The sequence below is a fragment of the Candidatus Pantoea carbekii genome (genome assembly GCF_000971765.1).
In the GTDB taxonomy this organism is placed as follows: Bacteria; Pseudomonadota; Gammaproteobacteria; order Enterobacterales; family Enterobacteriaceae; genus Pantoea_A; species Pantoea_A carbekii.
Genome location: NZ_CP010907.1, coordinates 368,748 through 390,780 on the forward strand (window position 1 = coordinate 368,748; position 22,033 = coordinate 390,780).

The 22,033-nt window shown below is 29.3% G+C and carries 10 protein-coding genes; 4 read left to right on the forward strand and 6 right to left on the reverse strand.

Annotation, left to right across the window (positions count from 1 at the left end):
* The first annotated feature begins 161 nt into the window (after positions 1-161).
* Complete coding sequence (gene cysB, locus BMSBPS_RS01270) at positions 162-1,136, forward strand: HTH-type transcriptional regulator CysB (RefSeq protein ID WP_022564616.1); 975 nt, start codon at positions 162-164, stop codon at positions 1,134-1,136.
* A gap of 364 nt (positions 1,137-1,500) precedes the next feature.
* On the forward strand, positions 1,501-4,176 hold the full coding sequence (gene acnA / locus BMSBPS_RS01275; RefSeq protein ID WP_046201099.1) for an aconitate hydratase AcnA: 2,676 nt from the start codon (positions 1,501-1,503) through the stop codon (positions 4,174-4,176).
* Between the two features lie 17 nt (positions 4,177-4,193).
* On the opposite strand, the gene ribA is transcribed toward acnA, so the two are convergent.
* Positions 4,194-4,784: a GTP cyclohydrolase II gene (ribA, locus tag BMSBPS_RS01280; RefSeq protein WP_022564618.1), complete on the reverse strand. Its 591-nt coding sequence runs from the start codon at positions 4,782-4,784 to the stop codon at positions 4,194-4,196.
* 216 nt (positions 4,785-5,000) lie between these two features.
* On the opposite strand from ribA, the gene pgpB reads away from it, so the two are divergent.
* On the forward strand, positions 5,001-5,729 hold the full coding sequence (pgpB, locus tag BMSBPS_RS01285; protein ID WP_022564619.1) for a phosphatidylglycerophosphatase B: 729 nt from the start codon (positions 5,001-5,003) through the stop codon (positions 5,727-5,729).
* Positions 5,730-6,341: 612 nt separating this feature from the next.
* Positions 6,342-7,049 carry an orotidine-5'-phosphate decarboxylase gene (pyrF, locus tag BMSBPS_RS01290; protein ID WP_022564620.1) on the forward strand — a complete coding sequence of 236 codons (708 nt, stop codon included), beginning with the start codon at positions 6,342-6,344 and terminating at the stop codon, positions 7,047-7,049.
* 171 nt (positions 7,050-7,220) lie between these two features.
* Here the strand turns inward: pyrF and BMSBPS_RS01295 are convergent, their stop codons facing one another.
* The 5 genes from BMSBPS_RS01295 to fumC form a co-directional block, all read right to left on the reverse strand.
* Positions 7,221-9,170, reverse strand: coding sequence for an exoribonuclease II (locus BMSBPS_RS01295; RefSeq protein ID WP_022564621.1), 1,950 nt, complete (start codon positions 9,168-9,170; stop codon positions 7,221-7,223).
* Between the two features lie 101 nt (positions 9,171-9,271).
* The gene (locus BMSBPS_RS01300; protein ID WP_046201100.1) at positions 9,272-11,593 is read right to left on the reverse strand and encodes an FdhF/YdeP family oxidoreductase; all 2,322 of its coding nucleotides are present in this window, start codon (positions 11,591-11,593) and stop codon (positions 9,272-9,274) included.
* Positions 11,594-12,027: 434 nt separating this feature from the next.
* Positions 12,028-12,813: an SDR family oxidoreductase gene (locus tag BMSBPS_RS01305; RefSeq protein ID WP_022564623.1), complete on the reverse strand. Its 786-nt coding sequence runs from the start codon at positions 12,811-12,813 to the stop codon at positions 12,028-12,030.
* Positions 12,814-16,966: 4,153 nt separating this feature from the next.
* Positions 16,967-18,226, reverse strand: a complete 1,260-nt coding sequence (locus BMSBPS_RS01310) for an MFS transporter (protein ID WP_044170014.1) — start codon at positions 18,224-18,226, stop codon at positions 16,967-16,969.
* Between the two features lie 1,785 nt (positions 18,227-20,011).
* Positions 20,012-21,412 (reverse strand): class II fumarate hydratase, encoded by a 1,401-nt coding sequence (gene fumC, locus BMSBPS_RS01315; RefSeq protein ID WP_022564625.1) that lies wholly within the window; start codon positions 21,410-21,412, stop codon positions 20,012-20,014.
* Between the last annotated feature and the right edge of the window lie 621 nt (positions 21,413-22,033).

Here is a 22,033-nt window from a genome sequence, read left to right on the forward strand (position 1 = left end):
TAATTATTATTATCAAATCTACTGAAGTAGATTTCATCACTTAAATATTGATTGTTTATATTTATTTTTTAATTGATCATAAGATTTCCTTTTTATTGATATCAAATGAGTACATAGGTATTTTTTAGCATGCACTACAATGCTATTGGGAAAATATAGCCATGAAATTGCAACAGTTGCGTTACATCGTTGAGGTAGTTAATCATAACCTTAATGTTTCTTCAACAGCGGAAGGCTTATATACATCACAGCCGGGTATTAGCAAGCAAGTACGTATGTTAGAAGATGAGTTAGGTATACAAATTTTTATACGTAATGGCAAACATTTAACACAAATAACTCCTGCTGGTGAAGAAATTATAAGAATTTCACGTGAGATATTATGCAAAATAGATGCTATTAAATCTCTTGCGGGAGAACATACTTGGCCAGATAAGGGTTCACTTTACGTTGCTACTACACATACTCAAGCACGTTATGCCTTACCTAATGTAATTAAAGGTTTTATTAAACGATATCCTCGAGTATCATTACATATGCATCAAGGTTCGCCTATCCAAATTATGGAAGCTGTTTCTAAAGGTAATGCTGATTTTGCTATTGCTACTGAAGCACTTCATCTGTACGACGATCTTATTATGTTACCTTGTTATAATTGGGGTCGTTCTGTCATCGTTATGAAAAACCACTCTTTAGCTAGAAAAAAACATATAACGCTTCAAGAATTAGCAGATTTTCCACTTATTACTTATACATTTGGTTTTACAGGCCGTTCAGAATTAGATACAGCTTTTAATAGTATAGGTTTGACTCCACGTATTGTGTTTACAGCCACTGATGCAGATATTATTAAAACTTATGTACGTTTAGGTTTAGGAGTCGGTGTTATTGCAAGTATGGCTGTTGATTCAATAACTGATACAGATTTAGTATGTATTAACATGCCAGAAATTTTTGCTACGAATACTACAAAAATTGGGTTTAAACGTAGTACATTCATGAGAAGTTATATGTATGATTTTATTCAACTTTTTGCTCAACATCTTACACGAAATATAGTGGATAAGGCACTTTCTCTCCGTTCACATGAAGATATTAATGCTATGTTTCATAACATTAAATTACCTTTTAAATAATTATAAATAATTATTTCATAAGATATCCGATCGATACTTTATGAAATTTTTATTTTAAATACCAATTTGGTAGCTTGTAATTTTTTTAAAACTGATATTGCTTTCTCAGAAATTTTAATTTGTGCTGGAAAGATAAAATAATATTAAATCAATTGTAAATAAAAAACAGTATACTATTTATCAACAAAACCTCTCGCTGAGAAAAAACTTTATTCAAATCAAGTAAAAGTTTATTTTTCCTTATTTCAATTTTATTAATGTATTCTATCATTAGCTAGCATTATAAGCTCAAATGTAGTAGAGATATGTATATCATGTTACTTTAACTGAAGATATGTAATATATATTCAATGAAGGAGAGTATATGTCTTTAATATTGCATGAGCATAGTAAAGATACTCTATATTGTAGTGGAAAACAATATCATTATTATAGTTTGCTTAAAGCAGCTCAGCATTTAGGTAATATTGATCGTTTACCTAAATCTATGAAAGTTCTTCTAGAAAATTTACTTCGTTGGCAGGATGCTGATTCTATTCAAGAAGAACATATACAATCGATAGTAAAATGGCAAAAAAATGCCCATATTGATTGTGAAATTCCTTACCGACCAGCACGTATCTTAATGCAGGATTTTACAGGCGTTCCTGCAATTGTGGATTTAGCTTCAATGCGAAATGCAGTAAAACGCTTAGGTGGCAATATAAAGAAAGTTAACCCAATTTTACCTGTTGATTTAGTTATTGATCATTCAATATCTGTAGACTATTTTGGTAATAAATATGCATTTACTAAAAATGTAAATCTTGAAATGGAACGTAACCAAGAACGCTATATATTTTTACGTTGGGGACAAAAAACTTTTGATCGTTTTCGTGTAGTACCCCCAGGTACTGGTATTTGCCATCAAGTTAACCTTGAATATTTAGCTAAAATTATTTGGAATCAAATACAAGATGGTAAAACAATAGTTTATCCAGATACCTTAGTGGGTACAGATTCTCATACTACAATGATTAATGCGCTTGGTGTTCTTGGATGGGGTGTTGGAGGTATTGAAGCTGAAGCAGCAATGTTAGGTCAACCTATTTCAATATTAGTTCCTGATATTATTGGATTTAAATTTATAGGTACATTGTCTCCTGGTATTACCGCTACCGATTTGGTTTTAACCGTAACGCAAATGCTACGAAAAAAAGGTGTAGTTGGTAAATTTGTTGAATTTTACGGAGACGGATTAGAAAATTTATCGTTAGCAGATCGTGCAACTATCTCTAACATGGCACCAGAATATGGGGCAACTTGTGCTTTTTTTCCTATTGATGCAATTACATTAAAGTACTTAAGACTTACTGGACGAGATGAAGAACAAATTGAATTAGTTGAAATTTATGCTAAAAAACAAGGTTTATGGCGTAATATAGGTGATGAGCCTATTTTTACTAGTACTTTAACCCTTAATATTAAAGAAGTAGAATCCTGTATAGCAGGTCCAAAACGACCGCAAGATCGTGTATTATTAAGTGATGTACCCTCTGCATTTTCTCTTGCCAATAAGCAAAAAATAAAGAATTTACCAAATTTCTATAATATTCGTTATAAATGTGATCAGAGTAAAAAAGATCAATTGGACCATGGTGCAGTAGTTATAGCGGCTATTACTTCTTGTACTAATACTTCTAATCCAAGCGTTTTAATAACTGCAGGTTTATTAGCAAAAAAAGCCATAAAATATGGTTTAAGATGTAAGAACTGGGTTAAAACATCTCTAGCACCAGGTTCAAAAGTGGTGTCCACTTACCTAACTATTACACAATTGACACCCCATCTCGATAAATTAGGATTTAATTTAGTAGGCTATGGTTGCACTACCTGTATTGGAAATTCTGGCTCATTATCACGTCATATTGAAAATACCATTAAAAAAAGAAATTTAACAGTAGCTGCAGTGCTTTCTGGAAACCGAAATTTTGAAGGACGAATCCATCCGTTAGTTCAAACTAACTGGTTAGCTTCGCCGCCATTAGTAGTAGCTTATGCATTAGCAGGTAATATAAAGATTAATTTGCAGACAGATGCAATCGCAAAAGATCGGCAGGGTAACGATATTTTTTTAAAGGATCTTTGGCCATCTAGAGAAGAAATTTCAGAAGTTTTAGAAAAAATCACTAGTGATATGTTTAAAAAACAATATGCTAAAATATTTCTCGGTACCTCTAGTTGGCAAAAAATTCAAGTTAGTGATTTCGAAACATATAATTGGAATAAAGCTTCAACTTATATTCAACCGTCTCCTTTTTTTGAAAAAATGGAAAAAACATTTCATACAGAAAAAAAAATTAAAGGAGCACGTATTTTAGCAATATATGGTGATTCAGTAACAACCGATCATATTTCACCAGCTGGAAGTATTAAGGCAAACAGTCCAGCAGGACGATATTTATTAGAAAATGGAATTGAGGAGAATGATTTTAATTCTTATGGTTCACGACGTGGTAATTATGAAGTAATGATACGCGGTACATTTGCTAATACTCGTATTCGTAATGAGATGATATCAGGTATTGAGGGTGGATATACTAGACATTTTCCTAGCAATGAAATTCTTTCTATTTATGATGCAGCTATGAGATATAAAACAGAAGGAATATCACTTGTTATTATTGCTGGAAAAGAATACGGTTCAGGTTCAAGCCGTGATTGGGCAGCAAAAGGACCACGTTTACAAGGTGTTTGTATAATTATTGCAGAATCTTTTGAACGTATTCATCGTTCAAATCTAATTGGTATGGGAATTTTACCATTAGAATTTTTACCGGGTATAACACGTAAAACATTATGCATAGAAGGTGATGAAAGCATAGAGTTATGTGAATTTTCTCAAATTAAACCTAACTGTAAGATAAAAATAATATTAAAACGTATTAATGGTAAATGCGAAACGCTAGAAACACAGTGCCGTATTGATACTAAATCCGAATTGATGTATTACCAAAACGGAGGCATTTTACAGTATATGATTCGTAACATGCTTAAATAAAAAATGCATACTTTCTATTAACGAAGTAGGTGACCCATTTTTTTTTCTTTAGTATCAAGGTAGTATGCATTTTTAGCATTACGTCCCACAATTAAAGGAACACGCTGGATAATATTAATTCCGCATTTAGTGAGTATCTCAACTTTATGCGGATTGTTAGTTAATAGCAATACTTTTTTAATTAATAAAAGTTTTAACATATCAGCACATAAGGTAAAATCTCGTTCATCATCAGCAAAACCAAGTTGATGGTTTGCTTCTACCGTATCGTAACCTTTATCTTGTAATGCATAGGCACGAATTTTATTAAGAAGCCCAATATTACGACCTTCTTGTCGATGATACAACAATACACCACAGCCTTTGTCAGCAATGGCTGTTAATGCAGCTTGTAATTGAAATCCACAATCACAACGTAAACTGAACAATGCATCACCTGTTAAACATTCAGAGTGTATGCGTACTAGTATAGGCTTATGATAATTGTGAATATCGCCATAAACTAATGCAATATGATTATGAGCAGTTGACATTTCTTCAAAACCAACTAATAGAAAATCGCCCCATGGTGTTGGTAATGTAGCTTCTGTTACTCGTTTAAGCTGCATGTGACTCTCCAGAAACTTATAGGATACAGGACTATTATTTATGATGGATGATAGATCTGTAAAGATTGCTGTTGTGCCATAATCGAAGCTCAAGTAGTCAATTGATATTTAATAAATAAAATAACGAATATTATTAGAATAAAAATTAATAATTTAATATTTTGAATATATATTATTTTTGACAGAAACAGCATTAAAAAATATAATGGGTAAAAAATGTTACAAATTATACAACGTACGACAATTAGTTTATTTCTTTTGTTATTAATGCCTATAAGTGTATCGTTATCTGGATGGACATGGCAACCAGGAAAATCAAACAAAATACTACATTTAATGTTTTGGATTACGCAAACTATCTCTTTTCCTTGGGGTATGTTAACTAGTTTATTATTGAGTGCTTGGATTTTATGGTTATTGCGTTTTAATTTATTACATACTTTTTTTTTAATTATTATTATGAATAGTACAATTTTAATTGGGCAATTGAGTCAAATTTATATAAAAAAATACATAAATTTACCGCGTCCTTATGTTATGTGGCTGCAAAATAAATATGGAATTAAAAAAGATCGATTCTATCACCTCAATCGACAAGAACGTAGTCGAATGGTATGTACATTACTAAATAACACTTTTGAAATATCACCATGGTTAAAAAAACATTGGGCTTTAGAAACTGATTGTTCATTTCCTTCAGGTCATACAATTTTTGCTACTACATGGACAATGTTAATTGTTAGTTTAAGGTGGCTACGTCGACATATTAGAATAATGATAGTAATGCTATTTATTTGGACAATAATGGTGATGAGTAGTCGGTTGTTATTAGGTATGCACTGGCCATGTGATTTGATAGCAGCAATACTAATGTCTTGGCTGTTAGTGAATATAGTGTTATGTTTAGTTAATCATTTTTATAAATTTTTAACTATTGCTAATTGAGAAAAAATAATTAGCAGATTACATCTCTAACCAAATTTTTATTTTAAAACAGACAATTCAACAACATATAAACAAAATTTTTTGCTAACTATTTAATAATTCGAATATATAATGATCACGGCTCTTATTTTAACTTTTTAATATATAAATAAAAAATTTCAAATTTTGACTTTAGTCATTTTATGTTTATCACTCGATTAATCATAGCATAAGACATTTACTTTCTATAATGTAGAAATACTGTTTCTTTTGTTTGTATTCAATGAAAAATTAAATATTTACACAAATAGAGAAAGAAGATCTTTTTCTAATAGTTTATTTTATGGCATTTGATTTTAATCTATTATATAGATAATCATATAAAACATCCTTATCAAATCATTTATAATGATATGATATTAAATAAATTAAAAACCAAATTTTGTTCCTAATAAAACAATATCATTTTATGTATTTTATGAACTTTTCTTTTTTTGATCTTAATATACAAGTCAAGCTGATTTTTATCTCAATTTAATATATAGGGAAATATTTTTTATAAATAATTCATACCTACTAAAGTAATTAATTTCAATATTAGATACATCATTAAAATAATGATAAGGAAGCTTTATGGTTAGTATTACCTCTCCTGTTGTGGTAGCACTGGATTATAATAGTCTTAATGAAGCACTGCAATTTGTTGATCGCATTGATCCAACACAATGTCGTTTAAAAGTAGGGAAAGAAATGTTTACATTGTTTGGCCCATCGCTCATTAAAATGCTACACGATCGTCATTTTCAAGTTTTTCTTGATCTTAAATTCTATGATATTCCAAATACTACAGCTCGATCTATATCTGCAGCAGCAAATTTGGGAGTATGGATGTTAAGTACTCATGCTAGTGGCGGGGCAAGGATGTTAGATGCAGCATGTGAAGCATTAGTACCATTCGGAAACGATGCTCCCTTACTTATAGGCGTGACTGTGCTTACTAGTATAAATGTAGAAGATCTGCAAAGAATAGGTATCAAACTAACACCTATGCAACAAGCTGAACGCCTAGCGTGTTTGGCATATGAATGTGGGTTAGATGGTATTGTCTGTTCTGCAAACGAAGCAGCGCATTTTAAGAAACAAATTAGCCAAAATTTCTTACTAGTAACACCAGGTATTAGGTTATGTACTAACAATATTCAAGATCAACGTCGTATTATGACGCCCTATCAAGCCAAACTAGCTGGTGTAGATTACATGGTCATTGGACGACCTATCACACAATCCTCTAACCCCGTTGCTATGCTAGAGTATATTCTACACTCATTAACACAATGTTAATTGATCTTTGCAAGAAAAAGGGTTTAAAAAATAAAAGTACAATATTCCACTATTGTAATATATCAATATTTAATTACTCAATAATATTAGAATTAATAATTATTTATATTGAAAAAATTTTAATGCATATTAATCAACTTTTTTTAAAGAAATAACAGTATATGTCATGATTCAAGTAACTAAATTTGCAATTACACTACGTGTTTCCATATTCACTTTAACAATAGTGACATTTATAACATCTGTAACGCGATACATAATTTTCCCTTTAATTTGACAAGTTCCATTTTCCTGTGAACAAATTAATTCATCCCGAAATGAATGAATAAAACTACTAGGAATGAAAGCAATAGCTCCATTTTTTTGTAAACGTATACGCATACCCGCTCGTAAAATATCAATAATTTCAGCACTGAAATACTGCTTGTTGACACCTGCAAAATGAACTAAAAAACTTGCGTAAAGCCAATCGTTTACATCACGTTCAGCCATACGGTTTAATCGCCGACGTTCTTTCATGATTTTAGTCAATTTATCATCGGGACACATGATAGTTTTTCCACGCAAAATTGCTTTTAGTAAACGATGATTAATCATATCTCCAAATTTACGAATCGGTGAAGTCCAAGTTGCATAAACGTCCAAACCGAGTCCAAAATGTGGTCCAGGTCTAGTACTAATTTCTGTAAAAGATTGAAAACGACGAATACAACTATTAAGATACTGGGTAGGTTGTGCATCAAGTTGACGACGCAATTGACAAAAACCATCTAGCGTTGTAATTTTTTTAGGATCAACAACAATACCGTGACTGGAAAGAATGTTAGATATTTGTTCAGCATTTATTAAATCAAAACCAGTATGTACATTATAAATACCAAAACCAAGTTTATCTCTAAGTATTTTAGCAGCACATATATTAGCTAAAATCATTGCTTCTTCTACTATGCGATTAGCAATACGACGTGGTTCAGCAACAATATCTAGTACTTCGCTTTTTTGGCCAAAAATAAAACGGTAATCTGGACGTTCTTGAAACACTAGTGCATGGGTTTTACGCCATTTCCATCTTGCCAAACATAAACGGCGTAATAGATTAATCTGTTGTATAATTACTTCATTTTCTGGTTTCCAGCAGTCGTCTTTAACTTCTTCAATCCAATCCGAAACTTGATCATACACTAATTTAGCTTTAGATTTAATCCAAGCAGTAAAAAAATCAATATCATCTTTTACACTACCGTCTTTAAGCACAGATACACGACATACTAATGCTGGACGGCTCACATTTGGACGTAATGAACATAGATGATCAGATAGTTTGCGTGGTAGCATTGGAATATTAAAACCTGGCAAGTAATTGGTAAATGCACGTTGAGCAGCTTGCTTATCCAATTCACTACCTTCTGAAATATAAGCTGTTGGATCAGCAATAGCTATAGTTAAACAAAAATCACCTTTTAAATTTTCAGTAACATATAATGCATCATCCATATCTTCAGTACTAGCATTATCAATTGTGATAAAATCTAAAGCAGTAAGATCGTGACGTTGCGAGTGCTCTTCACTAAGCATGTTACTAAAATTTATTTCCTCAGGCGCCTCACGTTCCAAATTATAACGTGATAATGTAACCCACCATGGTGCAAGATCATCGTTTGCTGTGGTAATAAATTCAGTTAATTCAGCATAAAATCCGAGATCACCCTTTAAAGGGTGATCTCGCAATTGAGCAACAGCCCAATCACCAGTTTGAAACTCATGATGTAGATTATTGATAGGACGGCACTGTATAGCATCTTTTAAAAGCGGATGATCAGGAATGATCGATAGATAGCTCTCTTTTTTTTGAACACGTCCTACAAAACGAGTTAAAAATGGTTCAACAAGCGACTCTGGTTCGGCACTTTCTCTATTTTTATCAATACGGATTAACGCTATAATTCGATCACCATGCATTACTTTTTTCATATGTATCGGTGGGATAAAATAACTTTTCTGGGTATCGATTTCAAGAAAACCAAAACTTTTTTCTGTTTTTTTTACAATACCTTCAACGCGTGGAATTTGTGCATGAAGTGTTTTTTTAAGCTGAGCTAGGAGTATATTATCTTGGAACATTATTCGTATACTTTACATAGTCTAAAATAGTTGATGATTTTACGTTAATTACTGGCAATATTTATGCAGCAAGATTTAATATAACTTTTTAAGTATAAAATTTAAATCATATTTACTTTTAAAGTAGAATTATTTGAAAAAACACTCAATGTTAGTTTCACCGGGATCGATTTTGAAGTGGGAGTATGACTTTGATCACCGTAGCTAGAGAGAGGAACTAAAGGATTAGTTTCTGGATAATAAGCTGCGAGGTTACCGCGCGGAATATTATATTTAACCAACTTGAATCCAGTAACACGACGTGTAATACCATCATTCCATAACGTTTCAATGTCTACTAATGCCCCTTCAGTCAAACCAAGAAATTTTATATCTCTTGGATTAATAAGTACTACTTCACGCTGTCCGTAAATACCACGATAACGGTCATCAAGACCATAAATTGTAGTATTATATTGGTCATGTGATCGTAACGTTTGTAATAAAAAAGAAATTTGTTTGCTGTCCTCAAAGGTCGGAAATAGTGAATTTGGTAATGCAGTAGCGCTAAATTCAGCTCGACCGGAATATGTTTTAAAATTCAACTTGGCCGCTGAATTACCTAAATAAAATCCTTTAGACATATTACATCTTGTATTGAAATTAGCAAAACCAGGGATTATAGCAGCGATCTGATCACGGATCAAGTTGTAGTTACCTGCCAATGTTAACCAATCTACTTTATTGTTACCAAGAGTATTATAAGCAATGCCAGCAATGATTGCTATTTCTGAACGTTGAGTATGAGTCAACGGAAGTCCAATACCTTCTGAAGCATGTACCATGCTAAAAGAATCTTCGACAGTAATATATTGATTACCGCTTTTTTGTTGATCACGTTCAGTACGTCCTAATGCTGGTAAAATTAAAGACTCTTTTCCTGGTACTAAATGACTGCGATTTAGTTTAGTACTAATATGTACGGTCAAACCACATTGCTTTAAAGCTTTTTCTGTTAGTAAGGAATCAGGTGCTGCTGAAGCTAAATTTCCTCCTAACGCAATGAATACTTTGACTTTATTATTTAACATTTCTTGTAAAGCTGTTACAGTACAATGACCCGGCTCCTCTGAAGGATTAAATGAAAAATAAGAGCCCAGTGCATTGAGAAAAGATTTTTGAGGTCTTTCATTTATACCCATTGTGCGATTACCTTGCACATTACTATGACCGCGAACTGGGCAAATACCGGCACCTTTCTTACCTAGCTGTCCAAATAATAGCTGTAAATTCACAATTTCGCGTATAGTATGTACTGAGTGTTTATGCTGAGTAATACCCATAGCCCAAGTAATAATAACACGATTGGACTTTTGATAAATCTGCGCTGCTTCACGAATTTGCAGTTCTTTCAAACCAGACTGACTAATAATATCATGCCATGATGTATTGTCTACAGCCTCAATGTAAGCATGTATACCTTTTGTATTTTGATCAATAAAATATTGATCAAAAATACCTTTTCCTTTCGCTTTTAATTGAATACGATGCATTTCTAATAATACTTTGACTATACCACGAATTGCAGCCATATCACCACCAAGATTTGGTTGATAATAAGCAAAACTGACTTTTTTGGAAAGAGATGTGATTAGTTCCAGTGGTTTCTGAGGGTTAGAAAAACGTTCTAGTGCTCTTTCACGAAGTGTATTGAAAGTGATAATTTTTGCGCCATTATTAGCTGCATGACGCAAACTATGCAACATACGTGGATGATTAGTTCCAGGGTTTTGTCCAAAAATAAAGATCGCATCGGCATGATTAAAATCGTCTAGGCGAATGGTTCCTTTACCTACACCTATGCTCTCTTGTAGTGCAATACTACTTGCCTCATGACACATGTTAGAACAGTCAGGAAAATTATTAGTACCAATTAAACGACCAAAAAGTTGATAAAGCCAAGCAGCTTCATTGCTAGTACGACCTGAAGTGTATAGCTCAAGTTGATTTGGGTGATCCATAGCTTTTAAATGTTTTGAAATCACAGTAAAAGCATTATCCCAACTAATAGATTCGTAGTGATCAGTTTTATTATTGTAATACATAGGATGTGTTAGACGACCTTGATATTCAAGGAAATAATTACTTTTTTGGTAAAGTTTAGCAACACTATATTGAGAAAAAAAACTCGGTCCCACAATACGACGTGTTGCTTCCCAAGCTACTGCTTTAGCCCCATTTTCACAAAAACTTAAAGTGCTAGTATTATTATCACCCCATGCACAACCTGGACAATCAAACCCATGTATTTTATTCATACGAAGTAAATTACGTATATTTTTTAGTACCAATTTACTATCGAAAACAAACCGAGTAGTTGATTTTAATGAATCCCAACCACCAGCAGCAGCATCATAGGGTTTAATATCAGATTTAAATTTCATAGTCTACACAGATTCATTATTAATTTAACCAATAATATTCATTCATAGATAACTATTAAAATAGTATCAAATAAATTTAATATTGTAATAAATCTATTACAATATTTGTCATTATACGTATTTAGCTAACATATTACTTAAATAAAGACATACTAAATGAAAATATAGCATATTTAAAATGTATTGAATTAACATACACTACAAATTGGATAGTATAACGAGCTATGTTAATTACAAATTATAAGTAAAAATATTTATATTAATTAGTTCAATGTATCTGAGTTAAAAATTAATATAATATTGCTATAAATCATACTAATATATCGCAACTAAGATCTATTTATTTTCTAAATAAAATTTTTTTGTAAATTTTTATAAATAAAGTCAATACTTATTAAGATTATTATTAAGATTAAATCAGTATTTCAAAAAACTTATTTAAAATCTGGTTTCATTGCCATAATATTAAATCCACAGTCAACATATATTACATCACCAGTAATACCGTTAGCTAAATTTGAAGACAAAAAAGCTGCAACATTACCTATATCCTCAATGGTTACTGTACGACGCATTGGAGAAAAATTTTCACAATAAACTAACATTTGACGGAAATTCTTAATACCAGATGCTGCTAAAGTACGAATTGGACCTGCAGATATAGCGTTTACTCTAATACCCTCTGGACCCATAGAGTTTGCCATATAACGAACATTAGCTTCTAGAGATGCCTTGGCAACACCCATGACATTGTAGTGTGGAATAACACGTTCTGCTCCTAAATAAGAAAGAGTCAATAATGAAGAATTTCTATTTAACATTGAACGACAATATTTTGCCATAGCTACAAAGCTATATGCACTAATATCGTGAGTCGTTTGGAAAGCTTGGCGTGTTACTGTATTGACATAATCACCATCTAGTTGATCACTGGGTGCAAAAGCAATGGAATGAATTAAACCATCAAAAGTTGGAAAAAATTTTTTTAATTCATTAAAAAGCGCAATAATACTTTTATCTTCTGATACATCACACGGTAGAACAATATCCGAATCGAGTTCTTTAGCAAATTTTTTTATGCGGTTTTTCAATCTATCATGTTGGTAAGTAAGTGCTAATTCTGCACCTTGTTTATGCATTGCTTGTGCAATACCGTAAGCAATCGATAGTTTACTTGCTATACCAGTAATTAAAATTCGCTTACCGGAAAGGAAGCACATATATTGTAATCCTTTTAGTTAATTAATTCGATGAATTATCGTAATTTTTATTTACTTTAAATTCAGTTAGTTAAACTATCTTAGTTTTTAATGTACGAATATAGAAAACTTAAAAAAAATGATCAAATATTTATGTTCAGTCATTAAATTTTAATTCTTTATCATAGATATAATCAATTAATTTTTTTTTGGAAAACAATTAATAATATCATTGAGATAAAGACAACTTAGCAAGTTAAATAAATTAAAATACATGAAGTTATGAAACTTTTAAAAAATCAAAACAGATTTTTACTTAAAAACATTATGTTTACTTTTTAAATATAGTTGATGTTGCATATTACTTTTTTTTGTTATTAATTTTTTATTGTTTATATAATGAAAGTATTATATTCATCTAGTCTTATCAGAGCAATTCAATTAATATTTGAGATCAGAATTAGCAATAACTACACTAGAATACTTAAAATAAAAGACTCTTTATTATTATTTATAATAATATGACTTAATTAAAATTTTTATAACTTAAAGTAATGCTGTGCAAAAAGTAAATCAACAAATTATATATGATATAATATCATTATATAGTTAGTATATTTTTTATTACTAAACTGAAAATTTAGCTATTTTGAATACTTTTAGCAAGTACATAATTGAGGATACTAATTTATCTTTAAAAATATTTCAATGTATTTAAAATGTGTTAATAAATTGTTCATTTCATATCAATTTTTAAAGACATTAAATATATATAACTACTAATTTTAACATTATTTTATTTCTAATAAGTCATTAAAATGAATGTATTGAACAAATATATCAATTGATATTTATAATTGTATATCTTGTTTCTCTATAAAATTTCTTTTTCTTTATAGAAAGAATTTTATGCAATTAAAAATTATTTAATTAATTTTTAAAAGAGGTACAAATTAAGTTTGTATACTTAAATAATGAATTATTATATTAATCATATTAAGTTAAAATAATTATCCAAAAATGGATACACATTATTTTTATGTAAAACCTTAAAATAATGAGATGTTTTTACAATTTATTAAAAAGGAAATGTTTATAAAAAATAGAGAAAAGAATATGTTAATCGAAATACCTAAAAACATTTATCTAACGAATCACGTGTCGCTGCTATTCAGAAGAATGTCAAAATATTAATCAATATGGGATTTAATTAATGTAAGTATTAAATAAAATACAGCAGTAAAATTTTATTACCAAGATGAAAATTTCATCACTACATGGGCTACTATTAATAATATCAACATGACATTGAAAGATATTATCTTAAAACTTAATTTACCGAATAATCAAAAAAATAGAACTAATACGTACAATTGGTATTTTAATATGCTTCCTTTTGGCCGCATGTTAATGAAGAATTATTAGAAATATTAGCTAAATTTAAAATTACTATTATACCTACAGATCGTGTCTGGACATTTTTATCCCGGTTAATATTTGCATATACGTAAGTGCAATGTGTAGTATTCCTGGTTATTGAGTGATTATTGAAGCTGCATATAAATCTATCGGTTTTTTAACAATTAAATTATCGTCTTAAGTGAAATTTCTGCTGCTAAAATTTATTGTTACAGGTACCGCAGTAGTCTTTAGATGAGCTGCAACTCGGTACTACTAGAAGTCTAGGTAAAATTGTACGTATTTTAAATACTTACCTTAATGTAATGAAAAATCAATTCACAGCACAGGAGCTGAATTTTTAGAATGAACCATTCAAGAAGACAAAAAACTATGATCAATATCAATGATTATGAAAAGATACACTAAAAAGATTTATCAAATCGCAAACAGAGGTGGTTTCTTATCAAACGAACAATGTAGATGTTGTTACCTCTACTTTACTTCATTATTTTTAGAAAACTAGACACCTAAATTAATTACTGTTGAAATATTATCAAAGCATAGTGTAATTCTTGATTTAGCAGAAAAAGTAGGCAGAAACTGTGCATTCACTGTAGCTAGCCAAGTTGTATTAACTAATAATAAAGTAAAGATTATGGACTATATGTTTTAATCTGCTTGTTTATTTATGCCAGTATGTCAATGTGATTTTAATACCATATTGAATTTAATAGAATTTCTTTTTTATAAAGCAAACCGTAAAATTATCATTTAGTTAAATGATTTTCTGATAAAGAGTATCAGCGTAATTTATTAAGCCAGCATGACCTAGCCACTATTAGTAAAATAAATATTTTAGTTATCAAAATTAATATTACAACCTTGTATTACAACAACTAAAAAAACAATACATTTTTTTTAAATATACCTCAAATATATAATATTTATTACATTTATAGTGATTTTCATTTATCTTGCTAATATTTTTATTAAAATTAGTAATACACCTTTAAAATATTTATGCTTTCTTGCATTGAAGGCTATACGCAGCCATTTTCCACGTATATTTTAATTTCTAATATGAATGTTAATTTTATTATTATAATAGTAATATTACACATTGGTTATAGTTATTGAATTATATTGAGCATTTAGCGGCATATTAATTATGAGTTTCAATATCTTTGGCAGTTTTGTTGTTATGCAGATGTTAAAAATGTTTCGTAAAGATTAAGAGGTCACAACATCATATTCGGTATTTTAATAAATAACTTTTTGTTTTAAAAAATTTTTTATTTTAATTTTATCAGTCTTTCTAAATATGAAACCTAAAAAGAAGCAATGTTTACGGTATTATTGGAATGTATATTACGCTGTTTACAAGTATTTTTAGTTAAAATAAAATTATTTAATTTGAATTATATTATCAGTAGTAATCGGCGACTCGATTGGTATATACATAGTAAACAGTTACAATAACTAAAATTTCAGAATTAATTGCTATTTTACATAATGTTGTTGAATTATAGCTGTACTAGTAAGTTTCAACATTTATTACTAAAAAATGTTGCATTGTTTGATTCTAATACGGAAGATTTATTTAATAGAAATTTTTTGATATATTTGTAGGTGCTTTTCTTTGTAGGAATTCAGTAGTAACATTTCGTGAATTATCTAATCACACTTCTTGATGCGTATTAATATTATAATATAGAGATATAACCAATTCAATTACTTTGTTTTTTCTTTTCCATTATTACTATAATTTTGATGGAATGACAACAGTAATGATAATCAAATTATTTTATAGTTATTAGTAATTTTAGTAGTGTGATTTTTGGCTAGTATTTTTTAGCAGTATCAACGATGGATGGCATCAAAGATGCCAGTCATAATTGCAATGTTTAATTTTTAATTATTATAGATATCAGGAATAGTAGCATTCATTATTAATAATCATCTATCAATCATGGTGGGTTACTTAGTTAATTCTTCAGATACTAGTTTTATTTATGTAATTTAGAATGCAATTAAATCAACTGTTGTTTAATTTCGGTTGTTCTTGGAAGATATGGTTCTAACATTACTATCAGTAAAACTACAATTAGTGTTCCATATGAGATTTCCGAACAAAACATACCGCAATTTTTTTAAAATCTTCTAAATTAGTTATCATGATACTCTATTATGGTATAGTTGACACCAGACTACAAACGCAAATATTTAATTGTAAAAATTACTCAAGATTTTTGTATAGTTACAATGTTACATTGCATTTGGTATTCACCTTGTTGGGGGGGCATTTACTAAATCATATGTATGTATTGTTCGGACAATCTAAAATAGTTTACGATTTTGTATTAGAATGAAATGAAAATAATGATCATGGCATTCATATTGATACTGCACAGTTTATGATGAGTAGGCGAAAATGATATCGTTAACCAAGTGGTGCAAGAAGATTCTCTGAGCTCAATTGCTGGTATGCCGGTATTAGAAAAGTAAGCAAAAAACACAAAGAAATAGTTGTAAATGCTGAATAAAAACTCGATATCTACCTTAAATAATGTCTTACTATTGCAAGATTTTCAAATATTATTTTATGATACAAAAACAATTATAAGAGTTATTCTGCGTTTTCTATAAATTTTAAAATATAAATATAATTCTAATATAAGAAGAAAATTTCTCTATTTTGACTTTTCTTTTAAAAAACGCAGCTAGCGTAAGTTATCAGTATAATTTAAAATGTTTAAATTAATATAATAACATTTTACGTTCGTTTTTTTAAACATAGACCAATAAATAAGGCTAGTATCAATAACATACTAATAAATATACTAACACCATACCAGCCTGAATTATACCAACATATTCCACCTAAAGTACCGGAAACACTAGAACCTATATAATAACTAAATAAATATAATGAAGAAGCTTGGCCTTTCGCACGACGAGCTCGCAAACCAACCCAACTACTTGTCACAGAATGTGATGCAAAAAAACCAATAGTAAACAAGATCATGCCTAGAAAAATAATATATAAAGATTGAAATAGCATAAAAATTAAACCACAAAACATCATTACTATTCCACCTATTATGACTTCGCTACGACCAAAACGATTAATCATAATACCAGCTTTTGGCGAACTCCAAGAACCAGTCAAATAAACCATTGAAATTAAACCTACTAATGTTTGACTGAGAAACCATGGTGCACTCAATAAACGATAACCAATATAATTAAATAAAGTAACAAATGCACCCATTAGTAAAAATCCTTCACTAAACAAAAATGGTAGAGCTTTATCACGCCATTGTAAGCAAAAATTGATTAACAATTTACGTAAACACAGAGACACTGGACGAAAATGACGAGATGTAGGTAAAAGTTTCCATACTATTAATGCACTTAAAAAAGAAAAACAACTGATAACACTAACTGCTGTAGTCCAGGAGAAATAATCAGTAAGTATACTAACAAACAAACGTCCACTCATACCACCAATCGAATTACCGCTTATATATAGTCCTATAGAAAATGAAAGCGCATAAGGATGAATTTCCTCACTTAGATACGTCATACCAACAGCTGCTACACCACTTAAAGCAAGTCCAGTGAAAGCACGCATTATAAGAATTCCATGCCAACTAGTTACGATAGTACATAATAATGTAAAAATTGAAGCTAGTATCAATGATATTAACATAATTGATTTACGTCCCACTATATCTGATAATGGTCCTGTAAACAGTGAACCTAATGCCATAAATACTGTTGATAATGAAAGAGCAATGCTACTTTCAGCTGGTGAAATACCAAACTGTTTTGAAAAAATAGGTAAAATAGGTTGTACATAATATAATAGAGCAAAAGTAGCAAGACCAGCTGAAAATAATGCAAAAGTAACACGTAGAAACTGTGGTGATCCCCGTTCAATCCACTTTGATGGTGCAGTAGATGGAGAGGCTAATTTAAAAGACACGTTATCCTTATTTGATGAAGATATGCGTCTGCGAAAATAACACATTTGAAATTCTCAAGTATTGAAGAATATTTTATTGTAAAAATAATATCACTAAATGGTATAGTGTATATATTATATGATTTGATTTTTAAATATAAATATTGTATTCTATCACTTACATTTCTTTATTTCACTGACTGAAGCAACGATTTTTTGTTTTTGCTTCAATTAAGGGTAAATTTTTTAAAACAATTATTAATCATGTTATTAAAATTTAAAATAAATAATTAATGTAAAATTGTTTTTACATTAATTAAAATTTACAACTAACAATTTTAGATAAATATTTTTTTAAATGATACCTATATTTAGTGGAAGTTTAGTACACACTAAATTCAATACAAAACATACAGGGTATTTTAGCAAGAAGAATTACGAATTGAATGACATTGCGTTTATTTTAGATTACATTGATATAAAATATGGTTTTTACTGCTAGCATAATTCATCATATTTTATATTAATATTCAATGGAATAATATAAGGAAATGGCACTAACTTTTACATATACTACGTTTATGATAAGTAAAATTTTAACATCAAACAACTTACAATATTATCTATTTTTTTAAAAATGCTTATATAGTAATATGTTGTATCGATTGATTAACTAAATTTAATGAGATAACTATTAATAACTTGCTAATAGACATTACATTGTGTTATGTCTATGGGTTCCCAAATCGTTATAGAAACAGAATTTTTCTACTCATTGCAACAAAAAAATCAATGTATTTATGAGATGGTAAGTAATCAAAGTCATTACTATTTCTGTTTTAATATTGACTAATGTAGGTCTGGAAAATTTAAAAAACTATAATGCAATAAAAATTGTTTTAAATTTAGTAACGTTTAAAATTTTAATTTGATAATTGTTAATCTTTTTCTTAAAAAATTCAAAATTATCAATCTGTCAATGTAGTGATCACATCATACAAAATATTAACGATATCGTTATGACTGATTAAATATTCTCATTATAGAGAAATTAAAATTTACTCACGCAATTATATAATTGTTTTTTATCAAAAAAATACAATTTCCTTTCAAGATAATTTTAAAAAAACGATCGCTAGTTTATAGCAGTATGTATTCTCGTAGAGAACCTTTTATTTACAAAATAAAAAACATATTAATTTAATTAATATAAATAAAAATACAAAATATTACATTAACAATTCACAGTTTAATAATTAAATTACAAAAACCACATGAACATTAGATAACTATTACTATAGTTTTAAAGAATTATTTATTTCATCTTTAAAATAAAAATATTTAGAATAAATTTCGTATACAGCATATGAGCATATGCTGTATAACATCAAGGTAAGAAATAAAATGAATGATTTGATCTTATTGCAAAAGTAGATGCAATCCATTCTATTGAGCAAGAATAAGATCTTAATAAAAAATAATTATTTACCGTTAACCTCTTTAATATATCTACTATTTTCAGAATAAGTGATAAACTTAATTTTTCCATCAAGATATGCATAGGAAAACACTTAAATTAGTAATTAAAGATGATTTGATATAAAAATTAAATACACTGCACTCTATTGTGTGTTATAGTAAAATCAAGAGACCAGTTAAAATATGACGAATTTTATGTATATGGAAAATGATGCAAATACAACTTAAGCTTAGCTGCTATTTTACTATCGTGAGTATCTTATATAGAATCTATATAATTTTTTATGAGATCACTTATTGCCATAAGTTACTAAGTGAGTAATCATATTCTATTATGCTTTCAACATATTTAATTAGTATCATTAAATATATTTATTCTTCTATGAGTCCAATCATTTTTTTCGGACATACCCAATGATCAAACTGTTCTTCAGTCAAATAACCTAATTTTAATGCTGAAGATTTTAGAGTTAGATTTTCCGTATGAGCTTTCATAGCGATTGATGCCGCTTTATCATAACCAATATGATCACTCAAGGCTGTTACTAGCATTAATGATTTATTCAACAATTGGTTAATACGAGTATAATTTGGTTGAATTCCTATTGCACAGTGATGATTAAAGCTATTCATACCGTCTGAAAGCAAACGAATAGATTTCAAAAAATCATATATCACTAATGGACGACTCACGTTTAATTCAAAATTACCTGATGCACCAGCAATATTAATTGCTACATCGTGTCCGATTACTTGACAACAAATCATGTTCAGTGCTTCGCATTGAGTAGGGTTTACTTTTCCAGGCATAATTGAACTGCCGGGTTCATTTTCAGGAATTATAATTTCACCGATACCACAGCGAGGTCCGGAAGATAACCAACGTATATCATTTGAAATTTTCATTAAAGATACAGCTAAACCTTTTAATTTACCGTGAGCATGTACTAATGCATCACAAGTCGCTAAGGCTTCAAATTTATTCGGTGCTGTGATAAAGGGTTGATTTATTAATTTAGCTAATAACTTTACTACTCGTTCTGAATATTCAGGATGTGTATTTAAACCAGTACCTACTGCAGTTGCGCCAATCGCTAATTCACTTAAGTGTGGAATACTGTCTTTAAGATGTTCAAAATTATGTTCCAACATTGATACCCAACCAGAAATTTCCTGTCCGAGCGTCAATGGTATAGCATCTTGAAGATGAGTACGACCAATTTTAACTATGTTTTTAAACTGTCTAGATTTGTCGGTTAAGGTTTTTTTTAACCCAACAAGTTGTGGCAGCAATTGATTTTTTAAAGCAATGACAGCAGCTACATGCATAGCTGTTGGAAATACATCATTAGAACTTTGACATTTATTTACATGATCATTAGGATGTACTAAGCGAGAAAGACCTCGTTTTCCGCCTAGAATTTCACTAGCACGATTCGCTAATACTTCATTCATGTTCATATTAGTTTGTGTTCCAGAACCTGTTTGCCAAATCATTAATGGAAATTCTTGGTCATGCTTATTAGTAAGAATTTCATCACTAGCTTTAATAATCGCATTAGCAAATTTTTTCGGCAAAAGCCCAAGATCACAATTAACCTGTGCAATAGCACGTTTTATTGTAGCTAAAGCATGTATTAATGAAATAGGCATTTTTTCTGTGGAGATATGAAAATATTTAAGTGAACGTTGTGTTTGAGCTCCCCACAATTTATCTGTTGGTACTTCGATTGTGCCTATTGAGTCTTTTTCAATTCTATTGGCTGTTGTCATTGCCAGTCTCCACCAATTTAATTTTTTTTAAATATTATTTAAAAGTGACAAAATAACAATGAGTAATTATTCTCTTTATAAAAACTTATAAAAAATACTTTTTTAGGTTTCTTCAGAAAAAAATGAAAGTAAATTTTATTAAATTGATATCGTTATATTCAAACGTTATGACTTAATAATACTTTTAAATATAATCTTTTTTTAAAAACATCTGTTTTAAATCAGAACATGTATTTCAATTTATATTTTATACTTTATATGTAATGTATAATTAGAAATACAATATCTGATTGTTAAGTAAAAATAATTATAATACTTCAATTTATATTGATATTTATCATATATTAGATTTCAGATTATGCTAAAAGTATGTTCAGTTTTAGTTTTAAATTATTAAATAATCGATAACATCATACAATGAAAATAGAAATTATTATTTTTTTTAACTTAAAGAAAAATCTGTTTAAAGAAATCATCTTATAATCAAATCTAATTTTAATAAAATGCTTAATTGATAATCTTGAATTTTACTACAATAGTAGTTGTATAATTATTATAGATTTAAATTATCTAATCAATTAATAATATCACTGCTTATCTTAATTTAATCAAACAGTTAAA

Bases quoted from the DNA above. Each gene is read 5' to 3' on its own strand.
- pgpB (WP_022564619.1), top strand. From the start codon at position 5,001: ATGTTACAAATTATACAACGTACGACAATTAGTTTATTTCTTTTGTTA.
- acnA (WP_046201099.1), top strand. From the start codon at position 1,501: ATGTCTTTAATATTGCATGAGCATAGTAAAGATACTCTATATTGTAGT.
- pyrF (WP_022564620.1), top strand. From the start codon at position 6,342: ATGGTTAGTATTACCTCTCCTGTTGTGGTAGCACTGGATTATAATAGT.
- BMSBPS_RS01295 (WP_022564621.1), bottom strand. From the start codon at position 9,170: ATGTTCCAAGATAATATACTCCTAGCTCAGCTTAAAAAAACACTTCAT.
- fumC (WP_022564625.1), bottom strand. From the start codon at position 21,412: ATGACAACAGCCAATAGAATTGAAAAAGACTCAATAGGCACAATCGAA.
- ribA (WP_022564618.1), bottom strand. From the start codon at position 4,784: ATGCAGCTTAAACGAGTAACAGAAGCTACATTACCAACACCATGGGGC.
- BMSBPS_RS01300 (WP_046201100.1), bottom strand. From the start codon at position 11,593: ATGAAATTTAAATCTGATATTAAACCCTATGATGCTGCTGCTGGTGGT.
- cysB (WP_022564616.1), top strand. From the start codon at position 162: ATGAAATTGCAACAGTTGCGTTACATCGTTGAGGTAGTTAATCATAAC.
- BMSBPS_RS01310 (WP_044170014.1), bottom strand. From the start codon at position 18,226: ATGTGTTATTTTCGCAGACGCATATCTTCATCAAATAAGGATAACGTG.
- BMSBPS_RS01305 (WP_022564623.1), bottom strand. From the start codon at position 12,813: ATGTGCTTCCTTTCCGGTAAGCGAATTTTAATTACTGGTATAGCAAGT.